Origin of the sequence: Klebsiella sp. YJ (genome assembly GCF_002108615.1) — a bacterium.
GTDB classification, from domain to species: domain Bacteria; phylum Pseudomonadota; class Gammaproteobacteria; order Enterobacterales; family Enterobacteriaceae; genus Klebsiella; species Klebsiella planticola.
The window spans coordinates 25,051-51,118 of record NZ_MTEG01000035.1 but is presented as its reverse complement, the minus strand read 5'-3'; the positions used below and the strand labels follow the sequence as shown (position 1 = coordinate 51,118).

Annotated in this window: 29 protein-coding genes and 3 pseudogenes; 21 read left to right on the top strand and 11 right to left on the bottom strand. The window is 49.3% G+C overall.

The annotated features are described in order from the left end of the window. Together BV390_RS26550 and BV390_RS26545 are read right to left on the bottom strand one after the other, a co-directional pair. On the bottom strand, window positions 1-639 hold a 639-nt coding region (locus tag BV390_RS26550), incomplete at its 3' end, for a peptidoglycan DD-metalloendopeptidase family protein (protein ID WP_085397509.1). Between the two features lie 288 nt (window positions 640-927). Then, on the bottom strand, window positions 928-1,377 hold the full coding sequence (locus BV390_RS26545) for a hypothetical protein (protein WP_064360952.1): 450 nt from the start codon (window positions 1,375-1,377) through the stop codon (window positions 928-930). Between the two features lie 234 nt (window positions 1,378-1,611). Between BV390_RS26545 and pcoA the strand changes: the two genes are divergently transcribed. The 7 genes from pcoA to BV390_RS26510 all read left to right on the top strand — a co-directional run bounded on the left by pcoA (window position 1,612) and on the right by BV390_RS26510 (window position 8,461). Continuing rightward, window positions 1,612-3,429 (top strand): multicopper oxidase PcoA, encoded by a 1,818-nt coding sequence (pcoA, locus tag BV390_RS26540; protein ID WP_073554100.1) that lies wholly within the window; start codon window positions 1,612-1,614, stop codon window positions 3,427-3,429. Between the two features lie 5 nt (window positions 3,430-3,434). Then, a complete protein-coding gene (gene pcoB, locus BV390_RS26535; protein WP_001378118.1) occupies window positions 3,435-4,325 on the top strand; it encodes a copper resistance outer membrane transporter PcoB in 891 nt (296 codons plus the stop codon). Between the two features lie 39 nt (window positions 4,326-4,364). Continuing rightward, window positions 4,365-4,745 carry a copper resistance system metallochaperone PcoC gene (gene pcoC / locus BV390_RS26530; protein WP_085397508.1) on the top strand — a complete coding sequence of 127 codons (381 nt, stop codon included), beginning with the start codon at window positions 4,365-4,367 and terminating at the stop codon, window positions 4,743-4,745. 55 nt (window positions 4,746-4,800) lie between these two features. After that, window positions 4,801-5,679 carry a copper resistance inner membrane protein PcoD gene (gene pcoD / locus BV390_RS26525; protein WP_080821469.1) on the top strand — a complete coding sequence of 293 codons (879 nt, stop codon included), beginning with the start codon at window positions 4,801-4,803 and terminating at the stop codon, window positions 5,677-5,679. Between the two features lie 54 nt (window positions 5,680-5,733). Beyond that, a complete protein-coding gene (pcoR, locus tag BV390_RS26520) occupies window positions 5,734-6,414 on the top strand; it encodes a copper response regulator transcription factor PcoR (protein WP_001188930.1) in 681 nt (226 codons plus the stop codon). Beyond that, entirely contained in the window at window positions 6,411-7,811 is a 1,401-nt protein-coding gene (gene pcoS / locus BV390_RS26515; protein WP_064360950.1) for a copper resistance membrane spanning protein PcoS, read from the top strand. Before pcoR ends, pcoS begins: the two co-directional genes overlap by 4 nt. Before the next feature lie 215 nt (window positions 7,812-8,026). After that, a complete protein-coding gene (locus tag BV390_RS26510) occupies window positions 8,027-8,461 on the top strand; it encodes a hypothetical protein (protein ID WP_004118347.1) in 435 nt (144 codons plus the stop codon). 179 nt (window positions 8,462-8,640) lie between these two features. Here BV390_RS26510 and BV390_RS31675 read toward each other — a convergent pair. From BV390_RS31675 to BV390_RS26495, 3 genes and pseudogenes are all read right to left on the bottom strand, one after another. Further along, window positions 8,641-8,803: pseudogene (locus BV390_RS31675) on the bottom strand (type II toxin-antitoxin system RelE/ParE family toxin). 36 nt (window positions 8,804-8,839) lie between these two features. After that, window positions 8,840-8,959: a type II toxin-antitoxin system RelE/ParE family toxin gene (locus BV390_RS26500; protein ID WP_009654306.1), complete on the bottom strand. Its 120-nt coding sequence runs from the start codon at window positions 8,957-8,959 to the stop codon at window positions 8,840-8,842. Continuing rightward, window positions 8,925-9,104, bottom strand: coding sequence for a type II toxin-antitoxin system ParD family antitoxin (locus tag BV390_RS26495; protein ID WP_004118349.1), 180 nt, complete (start codon window positions 9,102-9,104; stop codon window positions 8,925-8,927). Before BV390_RS26495 ends, BV390_RS26500 begins: the two co-directional genes overlap by 35 nt. Before the next feature lie 286 nt (window positions 9,105-9,390). Between BV390_RS26495 and BV390_RS26490 the strand changes: the two genes are divergently transcribed. Together BV390_RS26490 and BV390_RS26485 are read left to right on the top strand one after the other, a co-directional pair. After that, window positions 9,391-9,972: a hypothetical protein gene (locus tag BV390_RS26490; RefSeq protein ID WP_073554098.1), complete on the top strand. Its 582-nt coding sequence runs from the start codon at window positions 9,391-9,393 to the stop codon at window positions 9,970-9,972. 155 nt (window positions 9,973-10,127) lie between these two features. Continuing rightward, window positions 10,128-11,054 (top strand): Abi family protein, encoded by a 927-nt coding sequence (locus BV390_RS26485; RefSeq protein WP_224373622.1) that lies wholly within the window; start codon window positions 10,128-10,130, stop codon window positions 11,052-11,054. 213 nt (window positions 11,055-11,267) lie between these two features. Here the strand turns inward: BV390_RS26485 and BV390_RS26480 are convergent, their stop codons facing one another. Beyond that, entirely contained in the window at window positions 11,268-11,852 is a 585-nt protein-coding gene (locus BV390_RS26480; protein ID WP_223862240.1) for a hypothetical protein, read from the bottom strand. Window positions 11,853-12,135: 283 nt separating this feature from the next. Between BV390_RS26480 and BV390_RS26475 the strand changes: the two genes are divergently transcribed. The 7 genes from BV390_RS26475 (at window position 12,136) to BV390_RS26445 (ending at window position 14,772) form a co-directional block, all read left to right on the top strand. Continuing rightward, entirely contained in the window at window positions 12,136-12,399 is a 264-nt protein-coding gene (locus tag BV390_RS26475; RefSeq protein WP_009310051.1) for a hypothetical protein, read from the top strand. Then, window positions 12,396-12,962, top strand: coding sequence for a hypothetical protein (locus BV390_RS26470; protein ID WP_009654312.1), 567 nt, complete (start codon window positions 12,396-12,398; stop codon window positions 12,960-12,962). The genes BV390_RS26475 and BV390_RS26470 overlap by 4 nt, the downstream gene beginning before the upstream one ends. Before the next feature lie 30 nt (window positions 12,963-12,992). Further along, the gene (locus BV390_RS26465) at window positions 12,993-13,487 is read left to right on the top strand and encodes a hypothetical protein (RefSeq protein ID WP_013023776.1); all 495 of its coding nucleotides are present in this window, start codon (window positions 12,993-12,995) and stop codon (window positions 13,485-13,487) included. A gap of 43 nt (window positions 13,488-13,530) precedes the next feature. After that, window positions 13,531-13,899, top strand: a complete 369-nt coding sequence (locus tag BV390_RS26460) for a hypothetical protein (RefSeq protein ID WP_009653915.1) — start codon at window positions 13,531-13,533, stop codon at window positions 13,897-13,899. Between the two features lie 33 nt (window positions 13,900-13,932). Next, on the top strand, window positions 13,933-14,136 hold the full coding sequence (locus BV390_RS26455) for an HHA domain-containing protein (protein WP_004098931.1): 204 nt from the start codon (window positions 13,933-13,935) through the stop codon (window positions 14,134-14,136). Window positions 14,137-14,184: 48 nt separating this feature from the next. Continuing rightward, window positions 14,185-14,442 carry a hypothetical protein gene (locus BV390_RS26450; RefSeq protein ID WP_009653918.1) on the top strand — a complete coding sequence of 86 codons (258 nt, stop codon included), beginning with the start codon at window positions 14,185-14,187 and terminating at the stop codon, window positions 14,440-14,442. Between the two features lie 75 nt (window positions 14,443-14,517). Beyond that, entirely contained in the window at window positions 14,518-14,772 is a 255-nt protein-coding gene (locus BV390_RS26445) for a hypothetical protein (protein WP_009653916.1), read from the top strand. 159 nt (window positions 14,773-14,931) lie between these two features. Here BV390_RS26445 and BV390_RS26440 read toward each other — a convergent pair. After that, a pseudogene (locus BV390_RS26440) lies at window positions 14,932-16,295 on the bottom strand (IS3 family transposase). Window positions 16,296-16,423: 128 nt separating this feature from the next. Between BV390_RS26440 and BV390_RS26435 the strand changes: the two are divergent. Next, a pseudogene (locus tag BV390_RS26435) lies at window positions 16,424-17,793 on the top strand (ISNCY family transposase). Between the two features lie 450 nt (window positions 17,794-18,243). Here the strand turns inward: BV390_RS26435 and BV390_RS26430 are convergent. Both BV390_RS26430 and cadR read right to left on the bottom strand, forming a co-directional pair. Continuing rightward, complete coding sequence (locus BV390_RS26430; RefSeq protein ID WP_181680453.1) at window positions 18,244-18,867, bottom strand: hypothetical protein; 624 nt, start codon at window positions 18,865-18,867, stop codon at window positions 18,244-18,246. Between the two features lie 119 nt (window positions 18,868-18,986). Further along, window positions 18,987-19,394: a Cd(II)/Pb(II)-responsive transcriptional regulator gene (gene cadR, locus BV390_RS26425; protein ID WP_004364961.1), complete on the bottom strand. Its 408-nt coding sequence runs from the start codon at window positions 19,392-19,394 to the stop codon at window positions 18,987-18,989. Between the two features lie 95 nt (window positions 19,395-19,489). Between cadR and BV390_RS26420 the strand changes: the two genes are divergently transcribed. From BV390_RS26420 to BV390_RS26410, 3 genes are read left to right on the top strand one after another with little or no spacing between them, the layout of a single operon-like run. Continuing rightward, window positions 19,490-20,386, top strand: coding sequence for a cation efflux transmembrane domain-containing protein (locus BV390_RS26420; RefSeq protein WP_004574643.1), 897 nt, complete (start codon window positions 19,490-19,492; stop codon window positions 20,384-20,386). A 3-nt stretch (window positions 20,387-20,389) separates the two neighbouring features. Next, on the top strand, window positions 20,390-20,902 hold the full coding sequence (lspA, locus tag BV390_RS26415; protein WP_004863699.1) for a signal peptidase II: 513 nt from the start codon (window positions 20,390-20,392) through the stop codon (window positions 20,900-20,902). A 21-nt stretch (window positions 20,903-20,923) separates the two neighbouring features. Further along, a complete protein-coding gene (locus tag BV390_RS26410) occupies window positions 20,924-22,213 on the top strand; it encodes an ISL3-like element ISPpu12 family transposase (protein ID WP_004574636.1) in 1,290 nt (429 codons plus the stop codon). Here the strand turns inward: BV390_RS26410 and BV390_RS26405 are convergent. Beyond that, entirely contained in the window at window positions 22,182-23,234 is a 1,053-nt protein-coding gene (locus BV390_RS26405; RefSeq protein ID WP_206098734.1) for a hypothetical protein, read from the bottom strand. The genes BV390_RS26410 and BV390_RS26405 overlap by 32 nt on opposite strands. Window positions 23,235-24,110: 876 nt before the next feature. Between BV390_RS26405 and BV390_RS26400 the strand changes: the two genes are divergently transcribed. Beyond that, on the top strand, window positions 24,111-24,761 hold the full coding sequence (locus BV390_RS26400) for an HAD family hydrolase (RefSeq protein WP_123198856.1): 651 nt from the start codon (window positions 24,111-24,113) through the stop codon (window positions 24,759-24,761). 27 nt (window positions 24,762-24,788) lie between these two features. Here the strand turns inward: BV390_RS26400 and BV390_RS26395 are convergent, their stop codons facing one another. Then, window positions 24,789-26,030, bottom strand: a complete 1,242-nt coding sequence (locus BV390_RS26395; protein WP_073554097.1) for a VWA domain-containing protein — start codon at window positions 26,028-26,030, stop codon at window positions 24,789-24,791. Window positions 26,031-26,068: the final 38 nt, after the last annotated feature.

Sequence of the window (26,068 nt, the reverse complement as noted above, 5' to 3'; positions counted from 1 at the left end):
AGGATTGTTATTGATGACCAGCTCGTAATGCAGATGAGGACCGGATGAACGTCCGCTGTTACCGGATAACGCAATAGCGCCTCCCCGGGTAACCCTGGCCCCTTTAGTAACGAGTATTTTATTGAGGTGGAGATAGCGAGTTTTAACACCGGCTTTTCCTGTTACTTCAACAAAATATCCCATGGTGCTGTTGTATTCGGCCCGGGTGATTTTTCCGTCGATGACGCTGACTATTTTCGTGTTCATGGGCATGGAATAATCAATGCCATTATGGGGACTCACTTTTCCCGATACCGGGTTAAGTCTTGCAGGATTGAAAGGCGAACTGAGTCTTGCTGTGGCCGGTAACGGATAATCGAGACTGCCTTTCCCGGAAGTATCGGAAAGGTTATAGAACTTTTTATCTGATATACGATACGCCGTGTAATTAAATGAACCGGACGTAAATTTATAGGCCACGACACGTGATTTTCCCGCTTTCTTTTGCAGTACGAGTTTTAATGATTCATTTTTTTTCAAATGCCGCAGATTAAACCGGGAAGGCAAGGAGCGCTGAAGAGTAGCGATCTCGTTCGATTCCAGCCCCGAGCGGGTGGCTGAAAGGTAGGCATTTTCTTTTACGACATCGGTAGAATACATTTACTGGAATTCGCCGTTAGCATGAACACTGCGGCGTATGCTAGGGGTTTTCAGGAGGCGTGTCATCTGTCAGTTAATCGGGAGCACCGTTGATGGTCGTCATTTTTGTAACATATCTTGTTTCCCGTTTGCTCCTGAAGCTCTGGGAACTGTATGACCAGCCCGACGGTGATGATTAACGGGACTGAAACAGGTTACGGCAGAGCAATATGGGGCTCATGTCCTGCTACGTAACCCGTCAGTAAAGCCCTGCTGCGCACCTGACGCTAAGCACTAACCCGCCTGCAGTTACCTGGTCGAATACAGCCCGCGAAGCTTTCTTGCCTGCGTCTGATGTGCTTCCGCACCGGCATTATTGACCTGCTCATGCACGAGAGCGGCTTTTTCTCCGGCATTCAGTTCGTTAAAAGAAGAAGACGAGGTCTTTGAATTTGCATCACTGCCGGACAGCATTTTTTTATGTTCCTCAATCATTTTCTGATGCGCATAGGACGCGCTGTTGTTCATAAATGAATGAGCAACAATGGCCCTTTCATGTTCATTCATTTCAGAGAATGAGGGCGTGTTGTTTTTATTAACCCTGTCCGGTAAGTTTTCATGCGTCGAGTAATTCACATGACTGACGGCTGAGGCATTATTAACAAATCGATGTGTTTCATGGGCAATATCACTGGACTGAGCAAAAGCTGCCCCACAAAATAAAGCTGTAAACGCAGTGGTCGTGATTAATATATTCATGTGTAATTACCTTCTGAGGTACATAAAAGATGTCCTTATGATCATATATAAAAATAATCAACCTGTGGGGAAGATGACGTAAATGTAATACAGCTATGTACATTACACGATTGTAATGAATTTGTTTCTTAAGGTGTGCTAGATTCATTTCATTGTAAGTGGATGAACCAGTAATTTAATTTAAATCGGTTCTCGAATTCTGTCAGTAACCATACTTTAAATAAGGGAATGCGCATGCTGTTGAAAACGTCTCGACGAACTTTCCTGAAGGGGTTAACCCTCTCTGGCGTAGCCGGAAGTCTTGGCGTATGGAGTTTCAATGCGCGTTCCAGTCTGAGCCTGCCAGTTGCCGCATCCCTGCAGGGTACTCAGTTTGACCTGACCATTGGTGAAACGGCCGTCAATATCACGGGCAGTGAGCGTCAGGCCAAAACAATCAATGGAGGCCTGCCGGGGCCCGTTCTTCGCTGGAAAGAAGGTGACACCATTACCCTGAAGGTCAAAAACCGTCTTAATGAACAGACGTCCATTCACTGGCACGGCATTATTCTTCCGGCCAATATGGATGGTGTTCCGGGGCTGAGTTTTATGGGCATAGAGCCTGATGATACCTACGTTTACACCTTTAAGGTTAAGCAGAACGGGACTTACTGGTACCACAGCCATTCCGGTCTGCAGGAACAGGAGGGGGTATACGGTGCCATTATCATCGATGCCAGGGAGCCAGAACCGTTTACTTACGATCGTGAGCATGTGGTCATGTTGTCTGACTGGACCGATGAAAATCCTCACAGCCTGCTGAAAAAATTAAAAAAACAGTCGGATTACTACAATTTCAATAAACCAACCGTTGGCTCTTTTTTCCGCGACGTGAATACCAGGGGGCTGTCAGCCACCATTGCCGATCGGAAAATGTGGGCTGAAATGAAAATGAATCCGACTGACCTCGCGGATGTCAGTGGCTACACCTACACCTATCTCATGAACGGGCAGGCCCCGCTGAAAAACTGGACCGGACTGTTCCGTCCCGGTGAAAAGATACGCTTACGGTTTATCAACGGCTCGGCAATGACCTATTTCGATATCCGTATCCCCGGGCTGAAAATGACGGTCGTGGCTGCAGATGGCCAGTATGTAAACCCGGTTACCGTTGACGAATTCAGGATTGCCGTTGCCGAAACCTATGATGTCATTGTGGAGCCTCAGGGTGAGGCCTATACCATCTTCGCACAATCCATGGACAGGACCGGTTACGCTCGAGGGACACTGGCCACGAGAGAGGGGTTAAGTGCTGCCGTTCCCCCCCTCGATCCCCGTCCTCTGTTGACCATGGAAGATATGGGTATGGGGGGAATGGGACATGATATGGCAGGAATGGACCACAGCCAGATGGGAGGCATGGATAACAGCGGAGAGATGATGTCTATGGACGGTGCTGACCTTCCGGATAGCGGGACATCCTCCGCGCCCATGGATCACAGCAGCATGGCCGGTATGGATCATTCCCGGATGGCCGGAATGCCGGGTATGCAAAGTCATCCTGCGTCAGAAACGGATAACCCACTGGTTGATATGCAGGCGATGAGCGTCTCTCCGAAATTAAATGATCCGGGTATTGGTCTTCGAAATAACGGAAGAAAGGTTCTCACGTACGCGGATTTGAAAAGCCGCTTTGAGGATCCTGACGGACGTGAACCTGGCCGTACCATAGAACTGCATTTAACCGGCCACATGGAAAAGTTTGCCTGGTCATTTAACGGAATCAAGTTTTCAGATGCCGCACCGGTGCTGCTGAAATACGGTGAGCGGCTCAGGATCACGCTGATCAACGATACCATGATGACTCACCCCATTCACCTGCATGGTATGTGGAGCGATCTGGAAGATGAAAACGGTAATTTCATGGTTCGTAAACACACAATAGATGTTCCCCCTGGTACAAAACGCAGTTACAGAGTGACAGCAGATGCGCTTGGCCGCTGGGCGTATCACTGCCATTTGCTCTATCACATGGAAATGGGAATGTTTCGTGAAGTCCGGGTGGAGGAATGATGCGAATGAAGAGAAATTTGAAGGCCATACCTGTTCTGGTCGCCGGTTTGTTTACCTCACAGCTTTCTATTGCGGCGGGCTCCGTCTCTGCAGATCCCCACGCCGGGCACGACATGTCTGCCATGCAGATGCCAGCAGATGAGAATTTCACTGAGATGACGTCAATGGAGCCCATTGTAACTGAGAGCAGAACGCCAATTCCGCCTGTTACCGATGCCGACCGGAAGGCTGCATTCGGCAATTTACAGGGGCATGCGATTCACGACAGTGCGATTAATTATCTGGTTCTGCTGGATCAACTGGAATGGCAACGGTCGGATAACACCAACAATTTCAGCTGGAGTGTTAACAGCTGGATTGGAGGCGACACAGATCGGATTTGGCTAAAGAGTGAAGGTGAACGAAGCAATGGGGAAACGGAGGCGGCTGAAGCGCAGTTACTCTGGGGACATGCGGTTGGCCCATGGTGGGATTTGGTTGCGGGTGTCAGGCAGGATTTCAGACCTGCTTCTGCCCGGACATGGGCTGCTGTCGGTTTTCAGGGGCTGGCACTCTATAATTTTGAGTCTGAAATTACGGGTTTTGTCAGTAATGGCGGAAAAGCAGCCCTTCGTCTGGGAGGAGAATACGACGTTTTACTGACTAACCGGCTCATACTCCAGCCATCCTATGAGGTGAATTTCTACAGTCAGGATGATGAATCGCGGGGTCGCGGCAGGGGACTGACTGACACAGAGCTGGGGCTCCGGCTGCGCTATGAAATACGCCGTGAGTTTGCACCCTATATAGGCGTTTCCTGGAATCAACTTTACGGGAAAACATCCGATATGGCGAAAAGAGAAGGTGAGAAAGACCATCAGGTAGTATTCCTGGCGGGAGCCAGAATCTGGTTTTAACGCACTGATATAAAACACTCAACTAAACAGGTAAATAAAATGTCGATTTTAAATAAAGCCATTCTTACAGGTGGCCTCGTTATGGGCGTTGCTTTCTCTGCTACGGCCCATCCGGAATTAAAAAGCTCTGTGCCACAGGCTGATTCAGCCGTAGCGGCCCCGGAAAAGATTCAGCTTAATTTCTCGGAAAATCTGACCGTGAAATTCTCAGGTGCAAAATTAACGATGACGGGTATGAAAGGCATGTCATCACATTCTCCGATGCCGGTCGCGGCAAAAGTGGCGCCAGGCGCTGACCCTAAATCGATGGTCATTATTCCGCGAGAGCCTTTACCCGCTGGCACTTATCGTGTTGACTGGCGCGCGGTTTCTTCAGATACGCACCCTATTACCGGTAATTACACCTTTACAGTGAAGTAATATTATGAACGACCTGATTATGATTGTTATTCGTTTTCTTCTTTATCTGGATTTGATGGTAATATTTGGATTGCCATTTTTTCAGATATATGGAATAAGCGGTGTCAGACATGAAACCTATAACCTGACTAATTTCAGGTCGTTTATAACCTTTGCTGTTGTTACAGGCATCATTCTTACTGGCATTAATATGCTCCTGGTATCTAATGCCATGAGTGGAGTAACTGACCTCAGAGAATTATCCATCCATGTTATCGAGATGGTGATAGAAGAAACTGATGTGGGTATTAGCTGGATTGTCAGGCTCTGTGCCCTGTTTACCACACTCGGTGCTTTGTTCCTTTACACTAATAAGAGAGTATTGTCCTGCCTGCTGATGACGATGAGTGGGGGCGTGGCGCTGGCTACACTTGCCTGGGGAGGACACGCCGTTATGCATGACGGTCTGCATTACTATCTCCATTTACTGAGCGATCTGACCCATCTCGGCGCTGCAGGTGCCTGGACAGGTGCTCTGGTTGCATTTGCTATCCTGCTGATGCGCAGAAACGAGCATAATGCACAGAGCGTCATTGTGATATCTGACTCCCTGGCAAAATTTGCCACGGCAGGAACGGTGATTGTTGTAGCCCTGATCCTGAGTGCGCTGGTCAACTATCTGTATATTGCTGAGGGTAACTTAACTCCCTTATTCAACAGTTCCTGGGGGAGGATATTGCTTGCCAAGACGGCTCTGTTTGTTCTGATGCTTCTTCTGGCTGCAGCAAACCGGTTTCACCTGGGTCCCCGGCTTGAAGTTATGGTCAGGGAAGGGAATTATGATCGCAGCGTTGCCCTGATGCGAAACAGCATCCTGACAGAATTCGTTGTTGCGATTATCATTCTGGGCGCCGTAGCGTGGCTTGGAATGCTTGCTCCGTCTCAGATCAGCTAGGGGACAGCCAAAGCTCATGCGTGAGATTTTTACTTTCATATCAGCGAGTTGACCATGCAGCGTATTTTAATCGTTGAAGACGAACAAAAAACAGGTCGTTACCTGCAGCAGGGACTGGTTGAGGAAGGCTATCAGGCCGATCTCTTTAATAATGGCCGCGATGGTCTCGGGGCCGCGTCGAAGGGACAGTATGATTTGATAATACTGGACGTGATGCTGCCTTTCCTCGACGGGTGGCAAATCATCAGCGCACTGAGGGAGTCCGGGCACGAAGAACCGGTCCTGTTTTTAACCGCAAAGGACAACGTGCGGGACAAAGTGAAAGGACTGGAGCTTGGCGCAGATGACTACCTGATTAAGCCCTTTGATTTTACGGAGCTGGTTGCACGTGTAAGAACCCTACTGCGCCGGGCACGCTCGCAGGCCGCAACAGTCTGCACCATCGCCGATATGACCGTTGATATGGTGCGCCGGACCGTGATCCGTTCGGGGAAGAAGATCCATCTCACCGGTAAAGAATACGTTCTGCTTGAGTTGCTGCTGCAACGCACCGGAGAAGTGTTACCCAGGAGTCTTATCTCGTCCCTGGTCTGGAACATGAATTTTGACAGTGATACGAATGTGATTGATGTCGCCGTGAGACGTCTGAGAAGTAAAATTGATGATGACTTTGAGCCAAAACTGATCCATACCGTTCGCGGTGCCGGATATGTCCTGGAGATCAGAGAAGAGTGAGGTTCAAAATTTCCCTGACCACACGCCTGAGCCTGATTTTTTCTGCGGTGATGCTTACGGTATGGTGGTTATCAAGTTTTATCCTGATTAGCACCCTGAATGGCTATTTCGATAATCAGGACCGCGATTTTCTGACAGGTAAACTTCAGCTCACCGAAGAGTTTCTTAAAACAGAGACGTTCAGGAACAAAACGGATATTAAGTCATTATCAGAAAAAATAAACGATGCGATGGTGGGGCACAATGGCTTATTCATTTCTATAAAAAACATGGAAAATGAAAAAATTGTTGAACTCTATGCCAAAAATTCTGTTGTTCCAGCGGTCCTGCTTAATAAGTCGGGTGATATTCTCGACTATATGATCCAGACGGAAGAAAATAACACCGTGTACCGCAGTATCTCGCGGCGGGTTGCCGTGACGCCGGAACAGGGTAAAAGCAAACATGTCATCATTACGGTTGCCACGGATACTGGGTATCACACCCTGTTTATGGACAAACTCAGTACCTGGCTGTTCTGGTTCAATATCGGTCTGGTCTTTATTTCTGTTATTCTGGGCTGGCTGACCACACGTATTGGTCTGAAACCGCTACGGGAAATGACCAGTCTGGCTTCCTCCATGACCGTACACAGCCTGGATCAGCGTCTAAATCCCGATCTGGCTCCGCCGGAAATCTCTGAGACCATGCAGGAGTTCAATAATATGTTTGATCGCCTGGAGGGGGCATTCCGGAAACTGTCAGATTTCTCGTCTGACATCGCGCATGAGCTGCGCACACCAGTCAGTAATCTGATGATGCAGACGCAGTTTGCACTGGCTAAGGAAAGGGATGTTTCGCATTACCGCGAAATTTTATTCGCTAACCTGGAAGAACTGAAAAGGTTGTCACGAATGACCAGTGACATGCTTTTTCTGGCACGTTCAGAGCATGGTCTGCTGCGGCTGGATAAACATGATGTGGATCTGGCAGCCGAACTGAATGAATTACGTGAGTTGTTCGAGCCCCTGGCAGACGAAACAGGAAAGACAATCACGGTTGAAGGAGAGGGCGTTGTTGCCGGAGACAGCGATATGCTCCGACGTGCTTTCAGTAACCTGCTTTCCAATGCAATCAAGTATTCTCCCGATAACACCTGTACAGCGATACACCTTGAGCGTGACAGTGACTGTGTGAACGTGATGATTACGAATACGATGTCCGGCCAGGTTCCCGCTAATCTGGAACGTTTGTTTGACCGGTTCTATCGCGCAGACTCATCAAGGTTCTACAACACGGAAGGCGCGGGGCTGGGATTATCAATTACAAGGTCGATCATTCATGCTCACGGCGGCGAGCTGTCAGCAGAACAGCAGGGGCGGGAAATTGTGTTCAGTGTGCGTCTGTTAATGGATTAATACCGTTATTCAGGAGAAACCCGGAAGGTGACAAAAATGTCATCGTTCAGTCACGCGATAAACAGAGGCGGTTTTTTATAATCAGCCATAAATCAGGACAGCGTGATAATTCAATCGCCCGGTTCCTGGCGTGATGATCAACCAGCCCTGAGATCAAATGCTTTCTCTGTTATAAGCATTGATTGTTCGGGTATGAAAACACCGGAGACCCAACCATGAAAAAGATCCTTGTATCCTTTATTGCCATGATGGCTGTCGCTTCATCTGCCTGGGCTGCAGAGACAATGAACATGCATGACCAGGTAAATAATGCCCAGGCGCCTGCCCATCAGATGCAATCATCCGCTGAAAAAAGTGCAGTTCAGGGGGAGAGCATGAAAATGATGGATATGAGCGGTCACGATCAGGCCGCAATGTCCCATGAAATGATGCAAAACGGCAATTCTGCCGCCCATCAGGACATGGCTGAAATGCATAAAAAAATGATGAAAGCCAAACCTGAGAACACCCAAGAAACTGCTAAGCCATTTTCCGAAATGAGCGAGCATGAGAAAGCCGCTGTTGTGCATGAGAAGGCGAATAATGGCCAGTCTTCCGTTATTCATCAGCAACAGGCGGAAAAGCATCGCAGCCAGATCACCCAGAATTAACCCGCAGCTCCACTTGTCAGACCCTCATTTGACGCCGAAGTCACTGGCTTACGCTCCCGTCCGGGAGCGTTTTTTTTATAAGCGAAATGAATAATAATGAAAGAGTCCATACACAATGTTTTTTTTGGTCATGTCGACCTCACAATTAACTTATATTGTTTGAGAATCCTGTTCCCCGGTCATCTCCAGGGTGCATGTCGCGCCGTATCCTGAGACTGGCTGAGAATACGAATGACCGTAACCATAGAATGTGATGATACAAAATAGATCGTATGCCGGTTCTACCGGCAGTGTGCAGATATCGTCTCCCAGCTCTGCACAATGCGTGCCGATATCATGCATGGCCAGCACATCAAATACTGCAGCTATACGACCGATCTATGCATCCGCCTGAACAACCCCGATCTGTCTGAAGCTGAAGTCCCAGATGGCCTCCAGATCCTCTTCTGCTTTGGGTGTCAGCTCAATCTCTTTCATTTGCCACCCTGGCCCTGACATTCCTCAGGAATGCATTCTTGTTCCATGGTTTCGCCTCGCCGCTGCTGATCCCTTCGGCCAGCAGATCGCGCAGTTCCTGAAGTCTGGATTCAGCCTGCTTTTCATGCAGCTCATCACCCACGTCCACCGTCATCGTACGAGCCATAACCCCTCCATATCTTAATGTAAGATTTATTCTTACATCATTAAATCAGCTTACTACGCTGCTTCCATCTCCGGCATTTTTTCAAAAAAGCCCTGCTGCAGTCTGGAGATCCGACTTTGCCTTTTTCCGGATCTGTGCAAAATGAAGAGAGTGACGCTGGAATCATAACTTATCCTATGCATCAAATTCATCCTGAAAAATGCAGATATAAAATATTGCATCACATTTACGCGTGTGAGATGCTGATATCAGAATGCAGTCAGTAGTCGTTAACAGGGTGCCCGTAATGAAAGATGCCAAATCAAAAGACCCCTCTGAGTTGTTTAACACCATTACGGTGCGTAATGTGCCAGTTGATGTGGATGAAGCTATCACGCGGCAGGCTAAAGCCGCCGGCAAATCAAAGAGTGATTTTGTGCAGGAGTTTCTGACGGCAACATTTGGCGATCTGATCGGCAATTTCATCCGCACCAGTGAACTGGTTGCCCTGATGGACCAGGAAATGGCGAGGATGGCCGGAACAGTACTGAGCGAGCATGTTTATGATCTGGAGATGACTCAGGCCGGCCACCGGGAGTTCTGCCGTATTCTCGGGATAAAAAACAACGATGATTTGCAGCGCATTATGCTCGCGGGGATGCCATACCTTCAGATCCGCGCCGGACAGCTGAGAGGGATTGACAGCCTGGCAAGGGGGAACTCCCTGTATGCCGCACTGCTGGTCAACGGGGCGTCCCGGGATGAAGAGACGGTACAGGCGCTTCACCGGTCACTTTTTAATATGTTCCCGGAAACTGTTTTTCAGGAAATGATTAATGAACTGCGAAAGGCAATGCGCATGGACGCTTTTGAATGGTCGCTTATCTGAGACAGATATAAACGAGAAAAGCCACCCCGAGGGATGGCTTTTCCGGTACTAACTTTAACGCACGGGTCCGAAGAAATCCGCGCCTTGATGGGATAAATCTACCAGTTACTGGTACGCCCGTCAACCTGACCCTCAGTTTAGCCCGGGAGGGCTGTATGCAGCTGGAAGACTATATCTCGGCCGGGCGGCTGAACATTTACACTGACGTGCTGAAGCTGAAACCTGGTGAAGAACTGGGCGGGTATAACTGGAACAAAGCCGTTTCCGCCGCCATGCAGCCGCTGATGCACTGCCTTGAGGTGACGCTGCGTAACGCCATCGATTACAGTATTCGCCATGCCCGGCTGCCCGGCGCTGCCGGACACTGGCGAACCGATACCAACTGGATCTTTGATTTACCCCGCTATATCGGTGACAAGACCTGGATACGCCAGAACAAGCGCTACAAAACCGATGCCCGTGGCCAGAAGCTCATGCATCACGGGAAACCGGTGTATGACCGGACAGCCTGGGAAGAAGACTGTATCCGTAAGGTGTCAAAACGTATCCGTGCTGCGGGCAAGGCGCCGACGGCAGAGCGGGTGATCTCCGGTCTGGACTTTGGTTTCTGGACCAATTTTCTCACGAAAAACTACGATGAACCGCGGAACCGCTCGCTCCTGTGGCCCCAGTTGCTTCCGTCGGTGTTCCCCGGCGCCCCGGCCGGCACCCCCCGTCACGTGCTGGAAAAGAAATTTACCCGTATCCGTGACTTGCGTAACCGCCTGGCGCACCATGAAGCAGTCTGGAAATTCCAGGAGGAAGATCCGGTTACCGGTGCGCCGGATTACAACCGCCCGGTATATGGTCTTCAGGCGTCCCTGCAGCTGTTGCGTCGGGCATGGAAAGATATGCTGGAGGCTCTCAGCTGGCTCAGTCCTGCAAGGCATGCTGCGTTTCTGGCAGAAGGTCATCATCTGCGTTTCGAGGCACTGGCCACGCACGATGGTTTGCTGAGTTTCACCGGACGGGCACAGCTGATGCACGACCTGAACGTGCGGCGCAGTAAAGAGATCAGAAAATTATTGCGGGGGCTCGGATAGCAAAAAATCATCCGCCTGACCAGCCGTACCCGGATCATTGCCATTATTGGTCCCGATTTTATCCGTACCCTCTGACCTTTCCCCTCCCTTGTGGCAGGGGATTCTTCACAAAACACTGAAAGCTGAACGGCTTCCGTTGCCATTTTCAGCAGGACATGAGGCACGTCCCACTTGCTTTCCGCATAGCCAGACATGCCATGCTGACGCAAAGCGTTAGTCGCTCATCCACTGAAACGTAAGTTGCTTATTAATGGCAGATACATCATCCGGCATAGCCAGAAAATAAAAATGAGGTGTTCCAGACCGCTTCAGTACCTCATAACGATGGGTCCCGTCCCCGAAATGAAATCCACCATCTTCGTGCACAGATAACAGGACCGGTGAAACAGGCCATCCTTTTGCGATATGCAGTATGGCCTTTCCGAGTTTCGGGTTGGTAATTTCCACCCAGAGGCTGGAATCTGTCAGTCGAAAGAAGGAATTAATAAGCGGGTCAAAATCAGCAAAAGAGGCTTTCCCCAGCACCAGAGAACTGAGATCAATTTGTTCACAGTCAGCAGGCTGCAATACCCGTGGACCAGGAAGGTAAATCGAATGTCTGCGCCCCGGAACAGACAGATCCCAGTTAATGTCTGTCTGTCCTGCCGTTGGCCATCTGTCCGGAGACAACCCCTCCAGGGCATCAATCTCATCATCTGAAATCCGGAACAATTCTTCCTGGTGATCGCCTTTAAACATTAAACTCAACGCTTCGGCCCACATATCGCGAGCTTCATTGTTCTGGTCTGTCATTGCCATGTTCTCCTGTACTAAGAAGGCCACATTGTGCGCCTTTTCACGCTCTGGAGCCTAATACAGGCATGTGATAATCCTTGCTTCCTACTTAGCCAGAAACCGGATCTGCGCGGCGGGAAACGCGCAAAGGATATGATAATCAAACCAAACACATAAAATCATACTGAATGTGATATTTAGCATTAAACACACAATAATATCTGATATGATATTTGAATTATTAGTAATAAATCATACATGATATGATTTTTAACCTAACCGGACATGTTCAGACGGAGCGAGCAGGATGGATGAGAAAGAAGTGAATTTTTCACTCAGCTATGAGCAGCTGACCCGGATAGCGGAAGAGCGTATCCGTGAATGCAATCTGGACAGCCAGGGCGCGATTTACATCAGCGAGTCAGCCAAGGCCGGTGCCGTGCTGAGCTATTGGTATGAACTGGCCATAAATGGCTATGCCTCAGTGAATGCCATAAAGAGACAAGAGCTCATAGACGCCGATCACCTGCGCCTCAGACAACTCATCTGGCCGGAGGCGGACAAGCAATGACTCAGGCGCGCCGACCATCGCCGCTGCAGCGGCGGGTGCTGATTGTGCTGGCCGCCCTCGATGCGAAACGTCCGGGGCCGGTGGCGACGCGGGATATCGAGCGGGTGCTGGAGCAGGGCGGGGATGCCCCGGTGTACGGGCCGAACCTGCGCGCCTCCTGCCGGCGCATGGAAGCCGCGGGCTGGCTGCGCACCCTGCGCGCCCCGAACCTGCAGCTGGCCGTCGAGCTGACGGAGGCCGGTCGCGGCATTGCAGAACCGCTCTTCCAGGCAGAACGCGAGGCTGAAACGGCACGACAACGACTGACAGACGTCCGGCGTCTGCCGTTACGCCAGACGGCTGCCGGTGACGCGGTGGAGCTGCAGCTGGGTGACGGTCATTACTCCCTGCGGGAAGCGGCCTACGTGATCCGTCTGGACGGTACCACCTGCCTGCAGCTGACGGATGCCGGCGGCATACGCCGGATAAAAGAGGGCGATCCCCTGCAGGTGGCCAGCTGGTATCAGACCTGTTTTGATGCAGGCCTGCCGGTCACCGTCCAGGTGAATGAGAGCCGGGACTGATAGCCACCACACAAGGAATATGAGCATAAAATGAAAGTCACTGAACCCGGGCTGAATAAGCTGATCGATAACCTGAACACCCTGATTTGCGAGGACAGCCTGCTCACGCGCCAGGAGCGTGAAACGCTGGTACTGGCCGTCGCCGCTATCGGCGCCATGAAAGCGCGCGTCGGCTTGAAAAAAGGCGATGCGCCGACCGTTGCCAGACGGGAAAAAAGGGAGAAAAAAGACCGCCAGCCTGATCCGCGTTTTCCGCGAGCCGGTCATCCCTGGCAGGAAGACGAAAAAACCTTACTGAGTGATGCGCTCGATTCGGTACCGGACGAAGAGATTGGCAGGCATCTGTTCTGGCTTTCCGAGAAACTGGGCAGAACGCCTTTCAGTGTTGCTTTCCAGATCGCGGCAATCAGGGAGCTGCAGGACGGCTGGGAGGAGCAGTTCAGGGAGATTTCGGATAACATTCGCTTGTCCGGCCTGAGCATCAGTGATTATCTTAAGCAGAACGGCACGGACCTGAACGCCTGAATGCCATTTTCGTTACAGACAAATTATATAACTGAGGGCAGTGATGAAAACAGCGGTATGGGTGGTGGTGTATTTCGCGATGTGTTTTCTGCTTTTCACAGGATGGATGTTCGCCTTTGCGCAGTATGCGCCCTATAACGGGCAGGAACACGCGTTTTCTCTGACGTATCTGCTTAATTTATTTTTTCTTCATGTTGTGATGGTACCTTACTACGAGTTTATTCAGACTGAAACATACAGCAATGCATTAATGAGTATGGCAGATGAATCCGGTCAGATGATACGTTTTCATCACGTAGTGCCTGTTCTCTGGATATATAGTCTGTCCGCACTCTTAACTTTTGTGGTCTACATTACATATGCAAAATGGTTCACTCATAACCGACTGAAAGAAAAGCATCTTCCAGAATGATATTACCGGGACACCTCAGGATATATAAAATTAATGACGAAACAGGAATGGATTTTACGACTACGCCGCTGTACATCACAGGAAACTCTGGAAAGGATAATAGAAAAAAATAAATATTCCCTGACGGATGACGAACTTGAGCACTTTAATGCCGCAGTGGATCACCGGCTGGCGGAAATGGCAATGGGGAAGTTTTATGATAAAATACCAGCAGGCGTCTGGAAATATGTTAAATAATACAGCCAGCATCAGTCTGTTCGCAGTTATCTCACCTGGAGCGCAATCATGAATATGATATTTGAACTGATTGGATTGTTACTGGTAGTCGGATGCGCATTCTTCACCACTTTTTTCTTAGCCGCAGTAGCAGGCACTATGGTAGTTATTCTTGGATGGGGAATTTCTATTGTCACCCCGAAGGTGGTTACCTGTACTAATGATTGCATCACTACTTTTTTTGATGCCAAACCCTTTGGCTGGCTTCTGATTGTGTTTTCATTAACCATGATGTTCTTTATTATCAGAGGTATGATTAAACGTTAGATTGCCTTTAGTGTGTAGTTAAATCATCATCACAACAGCGTTAATCTGAAACTGATATTGCCGGAGGGGATCATCATGACGGGAAGAGGCATTAACACAGTACGTATCGGTGATGAAGTGAAGCACATCACCGAGCTCGATGCACTAACACTCATGCATGAATGGTCAAAGCTTAAAAAAGAAAATGCAGACCTGTATGACTATAACCGTCAGGTTAACCGGGGGTGGCGCGGCTTTATTCTTCGCCTGATGGGTATCCATTTGCCTGAAAAAAACCGTGTTTGTCTTTATGGCATTAATGCCAGAAAAGAATCCATCTATCCCGACTGAAGTCGTGCTGGCAGTGATAGTGAGCAGGCCATTGCAGAAGAACAGCTATAATTTGACGCTAAGTGATTGATATTTAACATAAAATGCATTAAGCGAAGTTGAGGTGTGACTGCAATATTCTAATGTCACTTTTGGGGCTGCGGATGTTTTCCTGGACTGTTATGTTGTGATCCCAAGATTCTGCCGGTACTTCACCGGACTCATCGCACCTAATGATAGCTTGATACGCTTCTCGTTATACCAGCGTATGTATCTGTCCAGGAAGCAGATAAATTTTTCCAGCGTTATACCTGCCCAGTTTCTTCCCTAGAACATTTCATTTTTGACCCGCCCGAAGAAGCCTTCACACGCCGCATTATCCGACGAGCATCCTTTGCGCGACATGGACCTTATAAGTCCGGATGTGTTGATACGATCAAGCCAACCCGGCCATCGATAATGGCCACCGCGGTCGCTGTGTATCACCGGTTTGTCATTTGCGCTGAGCGTGCCGATCGCATCATCGAGCATGGTATTCACCAGCGTTGCGTCTGGGCGTGTTCCTATCGACCAGCTCACTACCTGGCCATCAAAGCAGTCGATAACCGGCGACAGATACACTTTTCCAGCCGGAAGCTGGAACTCGGTAATATCGGTCAGCCACTTTTCATTTGGGCTGCAGGAACTAAAATCCCGGGCGAGCAGATTTTCCGGTGCCGGGCCGATTTCTCCACAGTAAGAGCTGTATCGTCGTCGCCTGGTGTGCTTAACAACGAGCTGTTCTTCTGCCATCAGTCTGCGGACAACCTTCTCAGAAATAAACCGGTTGTTAATACGGAGCATCGCATGAAGACGTCGATAGCCGTAGCAGCGGTAGTTTTCCTCAAAGATCTCCGCCATGATCACGCGTATTTCCGCATACTTATCACTCAAGCGCTGGCTGGCTTTGTGGTAAAAATAGCAGCTGCGGGCAAGTTGCAGAACGCCAAGCAACTCAGCAACGGGATACTTTTTCTTAAGGGCATCAACGATCTGGGTTTTCTCCCTGTTTTTCAGGGTCAGAAAGCTGATGCGCAGGTCTTTTTTTATCAGTTCATTCGCTTTTGTCAGTATGTCCCGTTCGAGCTGCAGCTGATGAACCTGCTGTCTGAGACGCTGGATTTCACCGAGCAAAGCATCCTGGTTTTTATCTTGAAGGGCAGCTTTTCGTTTGCGCATGGATTGATAAGCCTCGTCATCGATAAGGTCTTTCTTCCATTTGTACAGGACCGGGACGCTGACGCCTATGCTTTGTGCAACTTTACGCGCGGTTCCACGTCGGTTACAGAGTAAGATAATGCTCAACAGCAGCAATTTTCTGTGCACGAGAATAGCGTTCTATTGGCTTTAACCCCGGGTAAATCGCCCTTCTCTTCATAAATCCGAACCCAACGGCTCAGCTGTTTTGTGGATGGATATCCCAACTCCATGACAACAACGGAGGCTTTCTTTCCGTACCGGTAATAGAGTTCGACGGCCCGGATCCGGTCCTCGTATGAATGCATAAATTAACTCCTGAAAGTCCAGGAATTCGTCCGCCCCCCCCTCTGACCAATCCGCTACAGTCTCGCCACCGCGATCGCTGCTTTCAAAGGATGATACTCTGACGGCATACGGAACGGAGTTTTTCTCGATGAACGATGTAAACCGACTCAAGATCCTGCAGGACGTTATCGACCGGCGTCTTACCACGCGTCTTGCAGCAACCCGACTTGAGATCTCTGACAGGCACTGCCGCCGGCTACTCGAGCGCTATCGTGAACACGGACCGCTATCGCTGGTTAACCGCCGACGTGGTCAGCCTGGTAACCGACAGTTGATGCCTGGCCTCGCTGAGCGTGCGCTGCGCATCATTCGCGAACGTTACGCCGACTTTGGCCCGACATTAGCCTGCGAGAAGCTTGCTGAGATTCATGACCTTTATCTTGCTAAAGAGACTGTACGTAAGCTCATGACCTGGGACGGTTTATGGATCCCTCGTAAGTTACGGCCACCTCGTGTGCATCAGCCACGCCCACGTCGGGCCTGCACCGGCGAACTCATCCAGATTGATGGCAGTGAACATCTCTGGTTCGAGGACCGTGGTCCGGCCTGCACGCTGCTCGTTTACGTTGATGATGCAACAAGTCGGTTGATGCAGCTTCTCTTCGTCAGTTCGGAGTCCACGTTCACCTATTTTGAAGCCACCCGGGGATATCTGGAGCGCTACGGTAAGCCTCTGGCATTCTACAGCGACAAAGCCAGCGTCTTCAGGATCAACAACAAGCAGGCCACCGGCGGAGATGGCCAGACTCAGTTTGGTCGTGCCATGAACGAGCTGAATATCACTGGTATCTGTGCCAACACCAGTTCAGCCAAGGGGCGTGTTGAACGGGCTCATCTGACATTACAGGACCGCCTGGTCAAGGAACTGCGGCTCCGCGGTATTAGCGCACCTGAGGCTGCAAACGCCTTTGCTGATGAGTTCATGGAAGATTACAACCGTCGGTTTGCAAAGCCGCCACGTCACGATTTTGACGTACATCGCCAGCTGGATAACGGCGAAAACCTGCAGGTGACATTCACCTGGCGCGAGCAGCGTAAGGTCTAGAAAAACCTGACATTACAGTACGATAAGAAGCTTTATCTGCTTGAAGATAATGAACAAAATCGACGTTTTCAGGGAAGTACATCGAGGTCTGGCAATACCCGGATGGTGACATTGAGCTCCGGGCCAACGGCACTTCCCTGCCCTTTACCATTTACGACCGGCTTGGAGAGCTGGATCAGGGCGCCATCATCGACAACAAGCGTCTGGGACGTGCTCTGGAGATGATAAAACTGGTGCAGGACATACGGGACAATACCCGCTCACAGGCCCTACCGTCCCTTGACGGCCAGACCTCTCGCGGAAAAAAGAAGCAACCCGGCAAGAAATCACAACGAAGTCTGGACCAGAACGACATGCTGGAAGCCCTGCAGCAACTCCAGACCCGGAGCAAAGACATCTTCGGCAAAGGCTGAAACATAACCTACATGCGGACATTTTAATTTAGCTGTAAAGCGGACCTTTAAAAACAGCCCAGACATAGTATGTAACTCTAATATTCTGATGTCACTTTTAACTCATTTAGGGAACCCTGCAAAACCTGCTTATAGTAGCCGCGCAGAAAGAATTCGCCGGTGCTCCTGTTATTAAACGAATGACGGACTGGCGTATCCTCGAAGGTGAACCTGTTTGTCATGAAAGGGATAGAAAACTTTAAAAGATGCTGAAACTGGTAGCATCAAATATTCCTGAGCAAAATAACCATCCCAAAAAATAACTTTCTTATCGAATGTGCCGTTAACCCCCTTCCCTTCATTTAGGCCAGGGGGGATGTCGGTCTCCTTACTATCCGTTCCCTGTTTACCCGTAAGTACTTATTCGCGAACCATTTTTTTGCAATTTGACGATTATAATCATCGGGTTTTTCAATGGTTTTGTTCCATTGCATAAACCTCAATTAGTCTCCAAAGCAACCGTCCCATAGGTAATCTATAAATATCGTTATGTGCACCTCCACCTGTACCAAAAGAATTGAATTCTGTTATTCCGTTTGAGGTGTCAATGTAGTCAATCTTTCGCGGCCCGGTAATATTCTTAAATGGATCGGTACATTCTTTTGATATTTCACCACGGTTACATAATGAAAATATACCATTTTTAATTTTGGCTGAGGTATCTGAGGCAGTCATACAGTGAAATGCTCTTGAGTAATCAGGATCTGTACAAGCTTTCTTATAGCTTTTATCGCCTCCAGCCGGATCAGTCCATTTCGCTATTTTAACTGCCGAATCGAATCTCGATGCTGTAAGCACTATTTTCGTATTAACTAACGATACATAATCTCTGTATGGGGCTCCTTCATTGCCTAATGAAGGAAAGAACCTGTTTATACTCATTGCTCCCTGCAATGAAACAGCTAAATTTACTGGGCTAGTGACCATTTTTTCGTCATTTATCAATGGACTACTAAATAGCGCTCGAGTCATAGCTCGTGCACCGAAACTATGACCTATGGCGATAACAGGAAGTTTAGCCCCTGATTCACTCATGCTTTCAGGTATAGTTTTGTTGATAATTTTATGGGTAAGCGGATTAAATGGTTGATCTTACCTTTGCATGAGAGTGAGACAGACCGGCATCTCATCGGATTATCTGGTTGATGCTTCACCTACTGCTGGTGCATGTTTCCTTCGCTAATTCCAGCAAGAACCCCACACGCCTCAACTTCCCGGTCATCGTTGCAACTCGCTCTCAGTGAAACGAGTTGTTTCTCAAGCGCTTGCAGAGCGGTTATCTGCGACCGCACATGAGAGATGTGATCATCGAGCAAGGCGTTGACGGCGGTACAAGGCTGATGAGGGTCGTCCTGATAGCTCTGTAGTTCGTGAATCTCAGCCAGTGACAGGCCCAGGATTCTGCAGCGACGGATGAAGGCCAGCCCCTCACCATGCTTCTCGGTATAGACACGGTAACCGTTGTCCTGCCGATCAGGCGGCGGCAACAAGCCCTGCTGTTCATAGAAGCGGATCGTCTGTGTTTCGACCCCTACCAACTGCGCCAACTGACCAATGCGCATCAGCCTCCTCCCCAACGGATTCTTTACTCTATTGACCTTATAGTAGCTTTATAGTTTTAAATGGTACCACAACATTGTTCAAGTGGAGTCGTATCATGAGCAAATCCTGTGGTGGCGCCTGTGGCGGTGATGCAACGTCCGCAGCGGATACCGATATACAGGCCTCCTCCGAGGCGCCAGGGAGATGGGTCAGTGTTTATGCCGTGCCGAAGATGGACTGTCCATCAGAAGAACGAATGATTCGCCTAGCCCTGAACGGCTTTGAGGAGATTCGGGCGCTGTCCTTCGACTTGTCGAACCGCCGGCTGAAGGTCGTGCATGACGGCGAGGTCGAGCCCGTCACCTCGAAACTGAAGACCTTGGGGCTAGGCGCCTCGCTTCAGGAAACCGTCGCTGCAAATCCGGAGACCATCAAGGCCGCCGAGTTTTCGGCAGCTTCTGCTAAGCAAGAATCCGGGACCCTGCGCTGGTTGCTCGGCATCAATGCACTTCTGTTCGTGGTGGAAATGACTGCCGGTCTGATCGCCCAGTCCACCGGCCTGATTGGAGAATCCCTGGACAATTTTGCCGATGCGGCGGTGTACGGGCTTGCCCTTTATGCGGTTGGACATAGCGTGAAAATGCAGGTACGTGCCGCGCATCTTGCTGGTGTACTGCAACTGATCTTGGCTGTGGGCGTGCTCGTAGAGGTGGTGAGACGCTTTGTATTCGGTAGTGAGCCTGAATCGCTGGTGATGATGGCTATCGCATTCGTCGCATTGATTGCCAATACCAGTTGTCTGCTGCTCATATCCAAACATCGGGAAGGCGGGGCGCACATGAAGGCAAGCTGGATATTCTCGGCCAACGACGTGGTGATCAACCTGGGGGTCATCACCGCCGGCGCCCTGGTCGCGTGGACCGGTTCCAATTATCCGGATCTGATTATCGGCACCATCGCGGGGGGCATTGTACTTAACGGTGCCAGACGCATTTTGGCGTTGAAGGGTTAAATAATGCTCATTATTGGCAAAAAGCTCTCGCCGTATGCCCTATTGTCCATATCGGGCCTGCTGGCAGCGTCTGATCAGGCTGTAAAGTGGCTGGTGCAGCAATCAATGGCCTATGGCGAGTATGTTTCGGTGACCCCGTTCTTTAACTGGGTGCACCTATGGAACACCGGTGCCGCATTCAGTCTTTTTGCGAATGGTGGAGGCTGGCAGCGCTACTTTTTTATCGGAATCGCGGTAGTGGTCTCGATTTTTCTGATCAAGCTGATCCTTGAAAATCGTCATAAAGGAGAAGCCATCGCTTACAGTCTTATCCTCGGTGGCGCCATGGGCAACCTGATTGACCGGGTCTTTCGCGGCTATGTTGTGGATTCCTTTGATTTCTATTGGCGAGACTGGCATTGGCCGGCCTTCAACCTGGCTGATATTGCAATTGTCCTCGGTGCCTTACTTTTCGTTTCCAGCAGCTTGTTGGGTAAAAAAGCAAACACCAATGCCGAGCCGGATGGATCTGACTGACACCTACGCCTATACAACACCATGACCGAACTTCCCGACAACATCCTTCACCTGCCGCAATACCAAGTACTGGGCTGCAAATCAACCGACGACGAAATGCACTTCCAGGTGGACGTGCCCGATCCCATCGCCTGCGAGGAATGCGGCGTGCAGGGTGAGTTCGTACGGTTCGGCAAGCGTGACGTTCCCTATCGTGATCTGCCCATCCACGGCAAGCGGGTCACTCTCTGGGTGGTCCGCCGCCGATACACCTGCCGGGCCTGCAAGACAACATTCAGGCCCCAGCTACCGGAGATGGTGGACGGATTCCGTATGACACTGCGGCTGCATGAGTACGTGGAGAAGGAATCCTTCAACCACCCCTACACCTTTGTGGCGGCACAGACCGGCCTGGACGAGAAGACGGTGCGCGACATCTTCAACGCCCGCGCCGAGTTCCTGGGGCGCTGGCACCGCTTCGAGACGCCCCGCATCCTGGGCATTGACGAGCTATACCTGAACAAGCGCTACCGCTGCATTCTGACCAACATTGAGGAGCGAACCCTGCTCGACCTGCTGGCCACCCGCCGCCAGGACGTGGTGACCAACTACCTGATGAAGCTGAAAGACCGGCAGAAGGTCGAGATCGTCAGCATGGACATGTGGAACCCCTACCGGGCAGCGGTCAAGGCTGTGCTGCCCCAGGCCCGTATCGTGGTCGATAAGTTCCATGTGGTGCGCATGGCCAACGATGCCCTAGAGAGAGTGCGCAAGGGCCTCAGAAAGGAGCTGAAACCGTCCCAGAGCCGGACTCTCAAGGGAGACCGGAAAATCCTGCTGAAACGCGCTCACGAAGTCTCAGACCGGGAGCGCCTCATCATGGAGACCTGGACAGGCGCGTTCCCGCAACTGCTGGCCGCCTACGAGCACAAGGAGCGCTTCTACGGCATCTGGGACGCCACCACACGGCTCCAGGCAGAAGCCGCCCTGGACGAGTGGATAGCCACCATCCCGAAGGGCCAAAAGGAAGTCTGGAGCGATCTGGTCAGGGCAGTGGGAAACTGGCGCGAAGAGACCATGACCTACTTCGAGACGGACATGCCCGTCACCAACGCTTACACGGAGTCCATCAACCGACTGGCCAAGGACAAGAACCGTGAAGGGCGCGGTTACTCCTTCGAGGTGATGCGGGCACGAATGCTCTACACCACGAAGCACAAGAAGAAGGCACCGACTGCGAAGGTCTCTCCTTTCTACAAGAAAACCATCGGTTACGGACTGCCGGACTTCGCAGAGGAACTCAACTACGGAGTCGATCTATCAACCATCTGAGGGTGGTATCAGATTGATGGGGTGAAGGTGCCCCATCAACCATTAAATCCGTATACCCAATTTTATTAAGCCAAATGAGACCAAGTTCATCTGCATCATTTGCTTTGTTTGGATAACTGACTACATTAACAAGCCCAGTTGACCAATATGAAGGCCACGTTATACCAATCACGAGAGGTCTAAAATCACGGTTGTATTTTTCTTCCTTTGGTTCAATAACCCGTGACCTGGTAACTACCATTCTATTTAGTTTGGCTGACGGGTTCGTATCAGCCTCTTTTCGTTGCTCGAAAGAAGCCGTAATAATATTTCCAGTAATGTCATTAAAATTTCTAACCGCCTCACTTTGTGATGTATTCCAACCCATGACGATGACCAGAATGTGGCTATAAGCTCCACTTTCAAGGTCATGCTTTAGGTTTTCTTTAAGCGCAGTTAGGCCTGAATCACTATTTTTATAAAATGAGTGTAATTTTGCATCCTCCGCTTCTTGAATAGAACTGGATATTTTGCAAGCATTCCATCCATTTATTTTTGTTAGATCCAAACCTGAATCACCTACCAACTGTCGTGAGGTGTATGCGTTATAAACAAAGCAGTAATTATTTGTAATGTAGGGATTGTTTAGTTTATCTTTTATGATGTTAAAATCATTTTTTATAATATGAGATATAAACATGGACTTTCGGTCTTGCTTCGTGAATCCATCAATTTTATTTCTAGTGTTGTTTGTGCTATTAATTTCACTGTTTAGATAACTGTCACTGTTTAATAAACCATCATCAGATTGTTTTTCAGGCCCTCCGATAGTTTTTTTAGGCGACGTTTCAATCCCAATAATATACCCAGGGTTATGAAGTCCCTCGCCTGATGGGTAATATAACATTGAATGAAAACTTCTAGTGGTTGAGCCATCTAGCTCCAATATTTTTTCATATGGTGCTATTACCGTATCAGTATTGCTACAACTGAGGGTCGGACAACAACAAAGCATTATTGTAAATGTCTTAGAGAAATTCATATGCTTCCACTCTTCCATTTGCTGTGTTTGATAATATGTATTACATTGCGGCGGGAAATTTTAGCCAATTTGTTTTTTTACGCCTAACACAATAATGCATATATTCTTTTTGTTGTATGTCAATAACGATAATTAGAGATGGTGTGTTTATAAGAATTTTTTAGGTTGGTTGATTAAGCATATACACTACTATACCCAACTTCAACTTTACTATGATTACTCACTTAACCAGAGTAGCCATTTTTGAATCACTATAAAATTTAAGGCTAACCATATCTATATTCTATATTTACGCGAAGACCTAGTTATAACTGCTGAAATCTATGCTTATGAATTATTTTTTCATCTGATTAATATGTGTTTTTTTTGCATCTGCTTGTTGCATTCCGTATAAAAATCGAATTCTTATACTATGCAATACTATTTATTGGTCGTAACTATCACTAAAACGGTATTCTACAAAATTTAATCTCACCGATGAAATAGACACTGTGTCCAGTGAATATCTTTTATTAGTTGGCTAAGTGAAAGTATCTTTTGCTCTGTACTCACCGCGATAACCCTAACAGTTCGCCATGCCATGCCATGCCATGCCATGCCATGCCATGGTATGGAGCCCTCCTGCCTGGTTCTGTTGAGGCAGGGTCAGGCAAGGGGTAATTTCAAGATAGTTATTTTCTTTACTTCTTAGGCTTACCTAAGCAGCTGCTTATGTCAGTATCCCTCCACAGTCAGTACACCTTCCGTCGATAATCCGTGATCCAGTTTTATTACCAGGCATCCAATGGCTGTTGACGTTGCGGGTGCCGACGTTATGGTATAGTGCTGGTCTGCTTACGGCAGAAGTTACCTGACTAATAACGAGATATGATAACGATGAACGTCATAGTACCCCGTATGCTCTCTGTATTTGATTTTGACGGTACGTTAACGCGGCATGACAGCTTTATCCCTTTTCTGCGGTTTGCCTTTGGCAATCGGGCTTTTTCCCGTCGTATCGTCACCATGGCTCTTCCCACGTTACGCTGTATGGGGAAGAAGATGACACGTGATGAACTGAAAGAAATTCTCATCACAACCTTCCTTACTGGGGTTGACGAGAAATGGCTATCCAAAAATGCTGAGAAATTTTGCCAGGTCTACTGGAGTCGGCTTATGCGTCCTGCAGGCCTGATGGCCGTGGCGAATGAAGTGACTTCCGGCGCGGAAGTGACATTATGTTCTGCTTCACCAGAAATGGTACTCAGGCCATTTGCCGACAGGCTGGGCATCAAAGTGATAGGCACACAGCTTGAGGTCAAAGAAGGGATACTTACCGGGCGTATCAGTGGGCATAACTGCCGGTGTAGCCAGAAAATTATCCGGCTGGAAAAAGAGTATGGTCCTCTGAAAGATTATCATCTGCGGGCATGGGGAGACACACGAGGGGATTACGAACTCCTGTCAGCTGCAGCTGATCCACACTGGCGGCACTTCCATTCAACCTGGCGTCGGGGAAAAGTACCTTTCGAACTGACTATCCGGTAAATTATCGCCCCTTTCCGGGGCGAAGGCTCACAGAATACCCGCTATTTTTGCCTGCTCCAGCCAGTCTTTAAACTCTTCCAGCAGTTGCTCGTACAGTACCTCATCCTTCACCGTTGCGAAGTTATCGATGGCAAAGAAGTTGCTGTTATCGATTCGCCGATCGCTGAAGGTATCCAGTTTTTCGAGAATACCGTAATTCGAGCCGCCGAGGCCCACAAATTTCCAGAAAATGGGGTAGTTGGCCGAGCGGCGTATGGCTTCTTTGATTTCACGGGTTTTACTAATCCCACCATCCGTAATGCAGACAACATAGACCGGCAGTGTGCTGTCCTTGAAGAAGTCGATCACCTCATTCATAACCGGCGGCTCGTTGTTCGTCCCGCCCAGGCCCGGAAGAATTTCCCAGGTTGACCGGTTTCCAGTACTCTGGATCCCGGCGATATAACCATCAAGATTGTCCAGGGTGACGTCAGGGTATTTCTTGTGACGCTCAGCAAAGCCCCATACATCCATCGCGCCGTCATCGTCGAACTGGACTGACAGAACAGCTATACGGTCGAGAACGGACTGCACATGTCCCTTTTTAAACTGGCCGGTCATAGAGCCTGAGGCATCGAGAACAAAAGCCACTCGGGCTTCAACGGTATCCAGCTTATGCTTGGCAAGAGAAACACTGGCTTTTTTTGCCAGGCTGATAAGCGCGGGGGCTTTCCCTTCCAGCTTCTTCTCCAGACTGATACGGGAAGCCTCTGACGGGGTATCAGCTGGCTGTGCAACATCAACACCATAGCTGACAGCGAGCGGCTCCAGTCCGCCGTTAAACCCCTGCCCCTGAGCTCGGAGTTTCCAGCTGTCCTTGTGTCGATAAATCTCGCCCATAATCACCGCTTTCTCACTGCGGCCATTAAGATCGACATTAAATTCAGCTGTTCCGGTTGCCGTTAGCCTGAGTTGTGACAGTGCGCTGATCGTGTCATTTCCGTCAATCACAAGGGTTATCGCGATTTTCTGTATGGTGACAGGAATACGGTCAAGTTCAATATGAACGTTCGCATGCTGGTGGCCGGGAGATAGTCTTACACCACCACCAACTGCACTCAGATTGTTATAGAAGATAAAGTCAGCATCGCCGGTAACCTTACCCTCTGCACTCAGCATAAATATGCATATTTCAGGTTCACTACGAAAACCGGATGATGCCGGATAGTCAAGCCTGAGGTCCTGAGTCGATGTATGAAGCGGGATATTCTGTCCTGATTGTAATTGCATCTTTTCTCTCTGTAATGATGAGCAATACCAGTGTGTCA

Bases quoted from the DNA above. Each gene is read 5' to 3' on its own strand.
- BV390_RS26545 (WP_064360952.1), bottom strand. From the start codon at position 1,377: ATGAATATATTAATCACGACCACTGCGTTTACAGCTTTATTTTGTGGG.
- pcoA (WP_073554100.1), top strand. From the start codon at position 1,612: ATGCTGTTGAAAACGTCTCGACGAACTTTCCTGAAGGGGTTAACCCTC.
- pcoB (WP_001378118.1), top strand. From the start codon at position 3,435: ATGAAGAGAAATTTGAAGGCCATACCTGTTCTGGTCGCCGGTTTGTTT.
- pcoC (WP_085397508.1), top strand. From the start codon at position 4,365: ATGTCGATTTTAAATAAAGCCATTCTTACAGGTGGCCTCGTTATGGGC.
- pcoD (WP_080821469.1), top strand. From the start codon at position 4,801: ATGGTAATATTTGGATTGCCATTTTTTCAGATATATGGAATAAGCGGT.
- pcoR (WP_001188930.1), top strand. From the start codon at position 5,734: ATGCAGCGTATTTTAATCGTTGAAGACGAACAAAAAACAGGTCGTTAC.
- BV390_RS26510 (WP_004118347.1), top strand. From the start codon at position 8,027: ATGAAAAAGATCCTTGTATCCTTTATTGCCATGATGGCTGTCGCTTCA.
- BV390_RS26500 (WP_009654306.1), bottom strand. From the start codon at position 8,959: ATGTCAGGGCCAGGGTGGCAAATGAAAGAGATTGAGCTGACACCCAAA.
- BV390_RS26495 (WP_004118349.1), bottom strand. From the start codon at position 9,104: ATGGCTCGTACGATGACGGTGGACGTGGGTGATGAGCTGCATGAAAAG.
- BV390_RS26490 (WP_073554098.1), top strand. From the start codon at position 9,391: ATGAAAGATGCCAAATCAAAAGACCCCTCTGAGTTGTTTAACACCATT.
- BV390_RS26485 (WP_224373622.1), top strand. From the start codon at position 10,128: ATGCAGCTGGAAGACTATATCTCGGCCGGGCGGCTGAACATTTACACT.
- BV390_RS26480 (WP_223862240.1), bottom strand. From the start codon at position 11,852: ATGGCAATGACAGACCAGAACAATGAAGCTCGCGATATGTGGGCCGAA.
- BV390_RS26475 (WP_009310051.1), top strand. From the start codon at position 12,136: ATGGATGAGAAAGAAGTGAATTTTTCACTCAGCTATGAGCAGCTGACC.
- BV390_RS26470 (WP_009654312.1), top strand. From the start codon at position 12,396: ATGACTCAGGCGCGCCGACCATCGCCGCTGCAGCGGCGGGTGCTGATT.
- BV390_RS26465 (WP_013023776.1), top strand. From the start codon at position 12,993: ATGAAAGTCACTGAACCCGGGCTGAATAAGCTGATCGATAACCTGAAC.
- BV390_RS26460 (WP_009653915.1), top strand. From the start codon at position 13,531: ATGAAAACAGCGGTATGGGTGGTGGTGTATTTCGCGATGTGTTTTCTG.
- BV390_RS26455 (WP_004098931.1), top strand. From the start codon at position 13,933: ATGACGAAACAGGAATGGATTTTACGACTACGCCGCTGTACATCACAG.
- BV390_RS26450 (WP_009653918.1), top strand. From the start codon at position 14,185: ATGAATATGATATTTGAACTGATTGGATTGTTACTGGTAGTCGGATGC.
- BV390_RS26445 (WP_009653916.1), top strand. From the start codon at position 14,518: ATGACGGGAAGAGGCATTAACACAGTACGTATCGGTGATGAAGTGAAG.
- BV390_RS26430 (WP_181680453.1), bottom strand. From the start codon at position 18,867: ATGAGTGAATCAGGGGCTAAACTTCCTGTTATCGCCATAGGTCATAGT.
- cadR (WP_004364961.1), bottom strand. From the start codon at position 19,394: ATGCGCATTGGTCAGTTGGCGCAGTTGGTAGGGGTCGAAACACAGACG.
- BV390_RS26420 (WP_004574643.1), top strand. From the start codon at position 19,490: ATGAGCAAATCCTGTGGTGGCGCCTGTGGCGGTGATGCAACGTCCGCA.
- lspA (WP_004863699.1), top strand. From the start codon at position 20,390: ATGCTCATTATTGGCAAAAAGCTCTCGCCGTATGCCCTATTGTCCATA.
- BV390_RS26410 (WP_004574636.1), top strand. From the start codon at position 20,924: ATGACCGAACTTCCCGACAACATCCTTCACCTGCCGCAATACCAAGTA.
- BV390_RS26405 (WP_206098734.1), bottom strand. From the start codon at position 23,234: ATGAATTTCTCTAAGACATTTACAATAATGCTTTGTTGTTGTCCGACC.
- BV390_RS26400 (WP_123198856.1), top strand. From the start codon at position 24,111: ATGAACGTCATAGTACCCCGTATGCTCTCTGTATTTGATTTTGACGGT.
- BV390_RS26395 (WP_073554097.1), bottom strand. From the start codon at position 26,030: ATGCAATTACAATCAGGACAGAATATCCCGCTTCATACATCGACTCAG.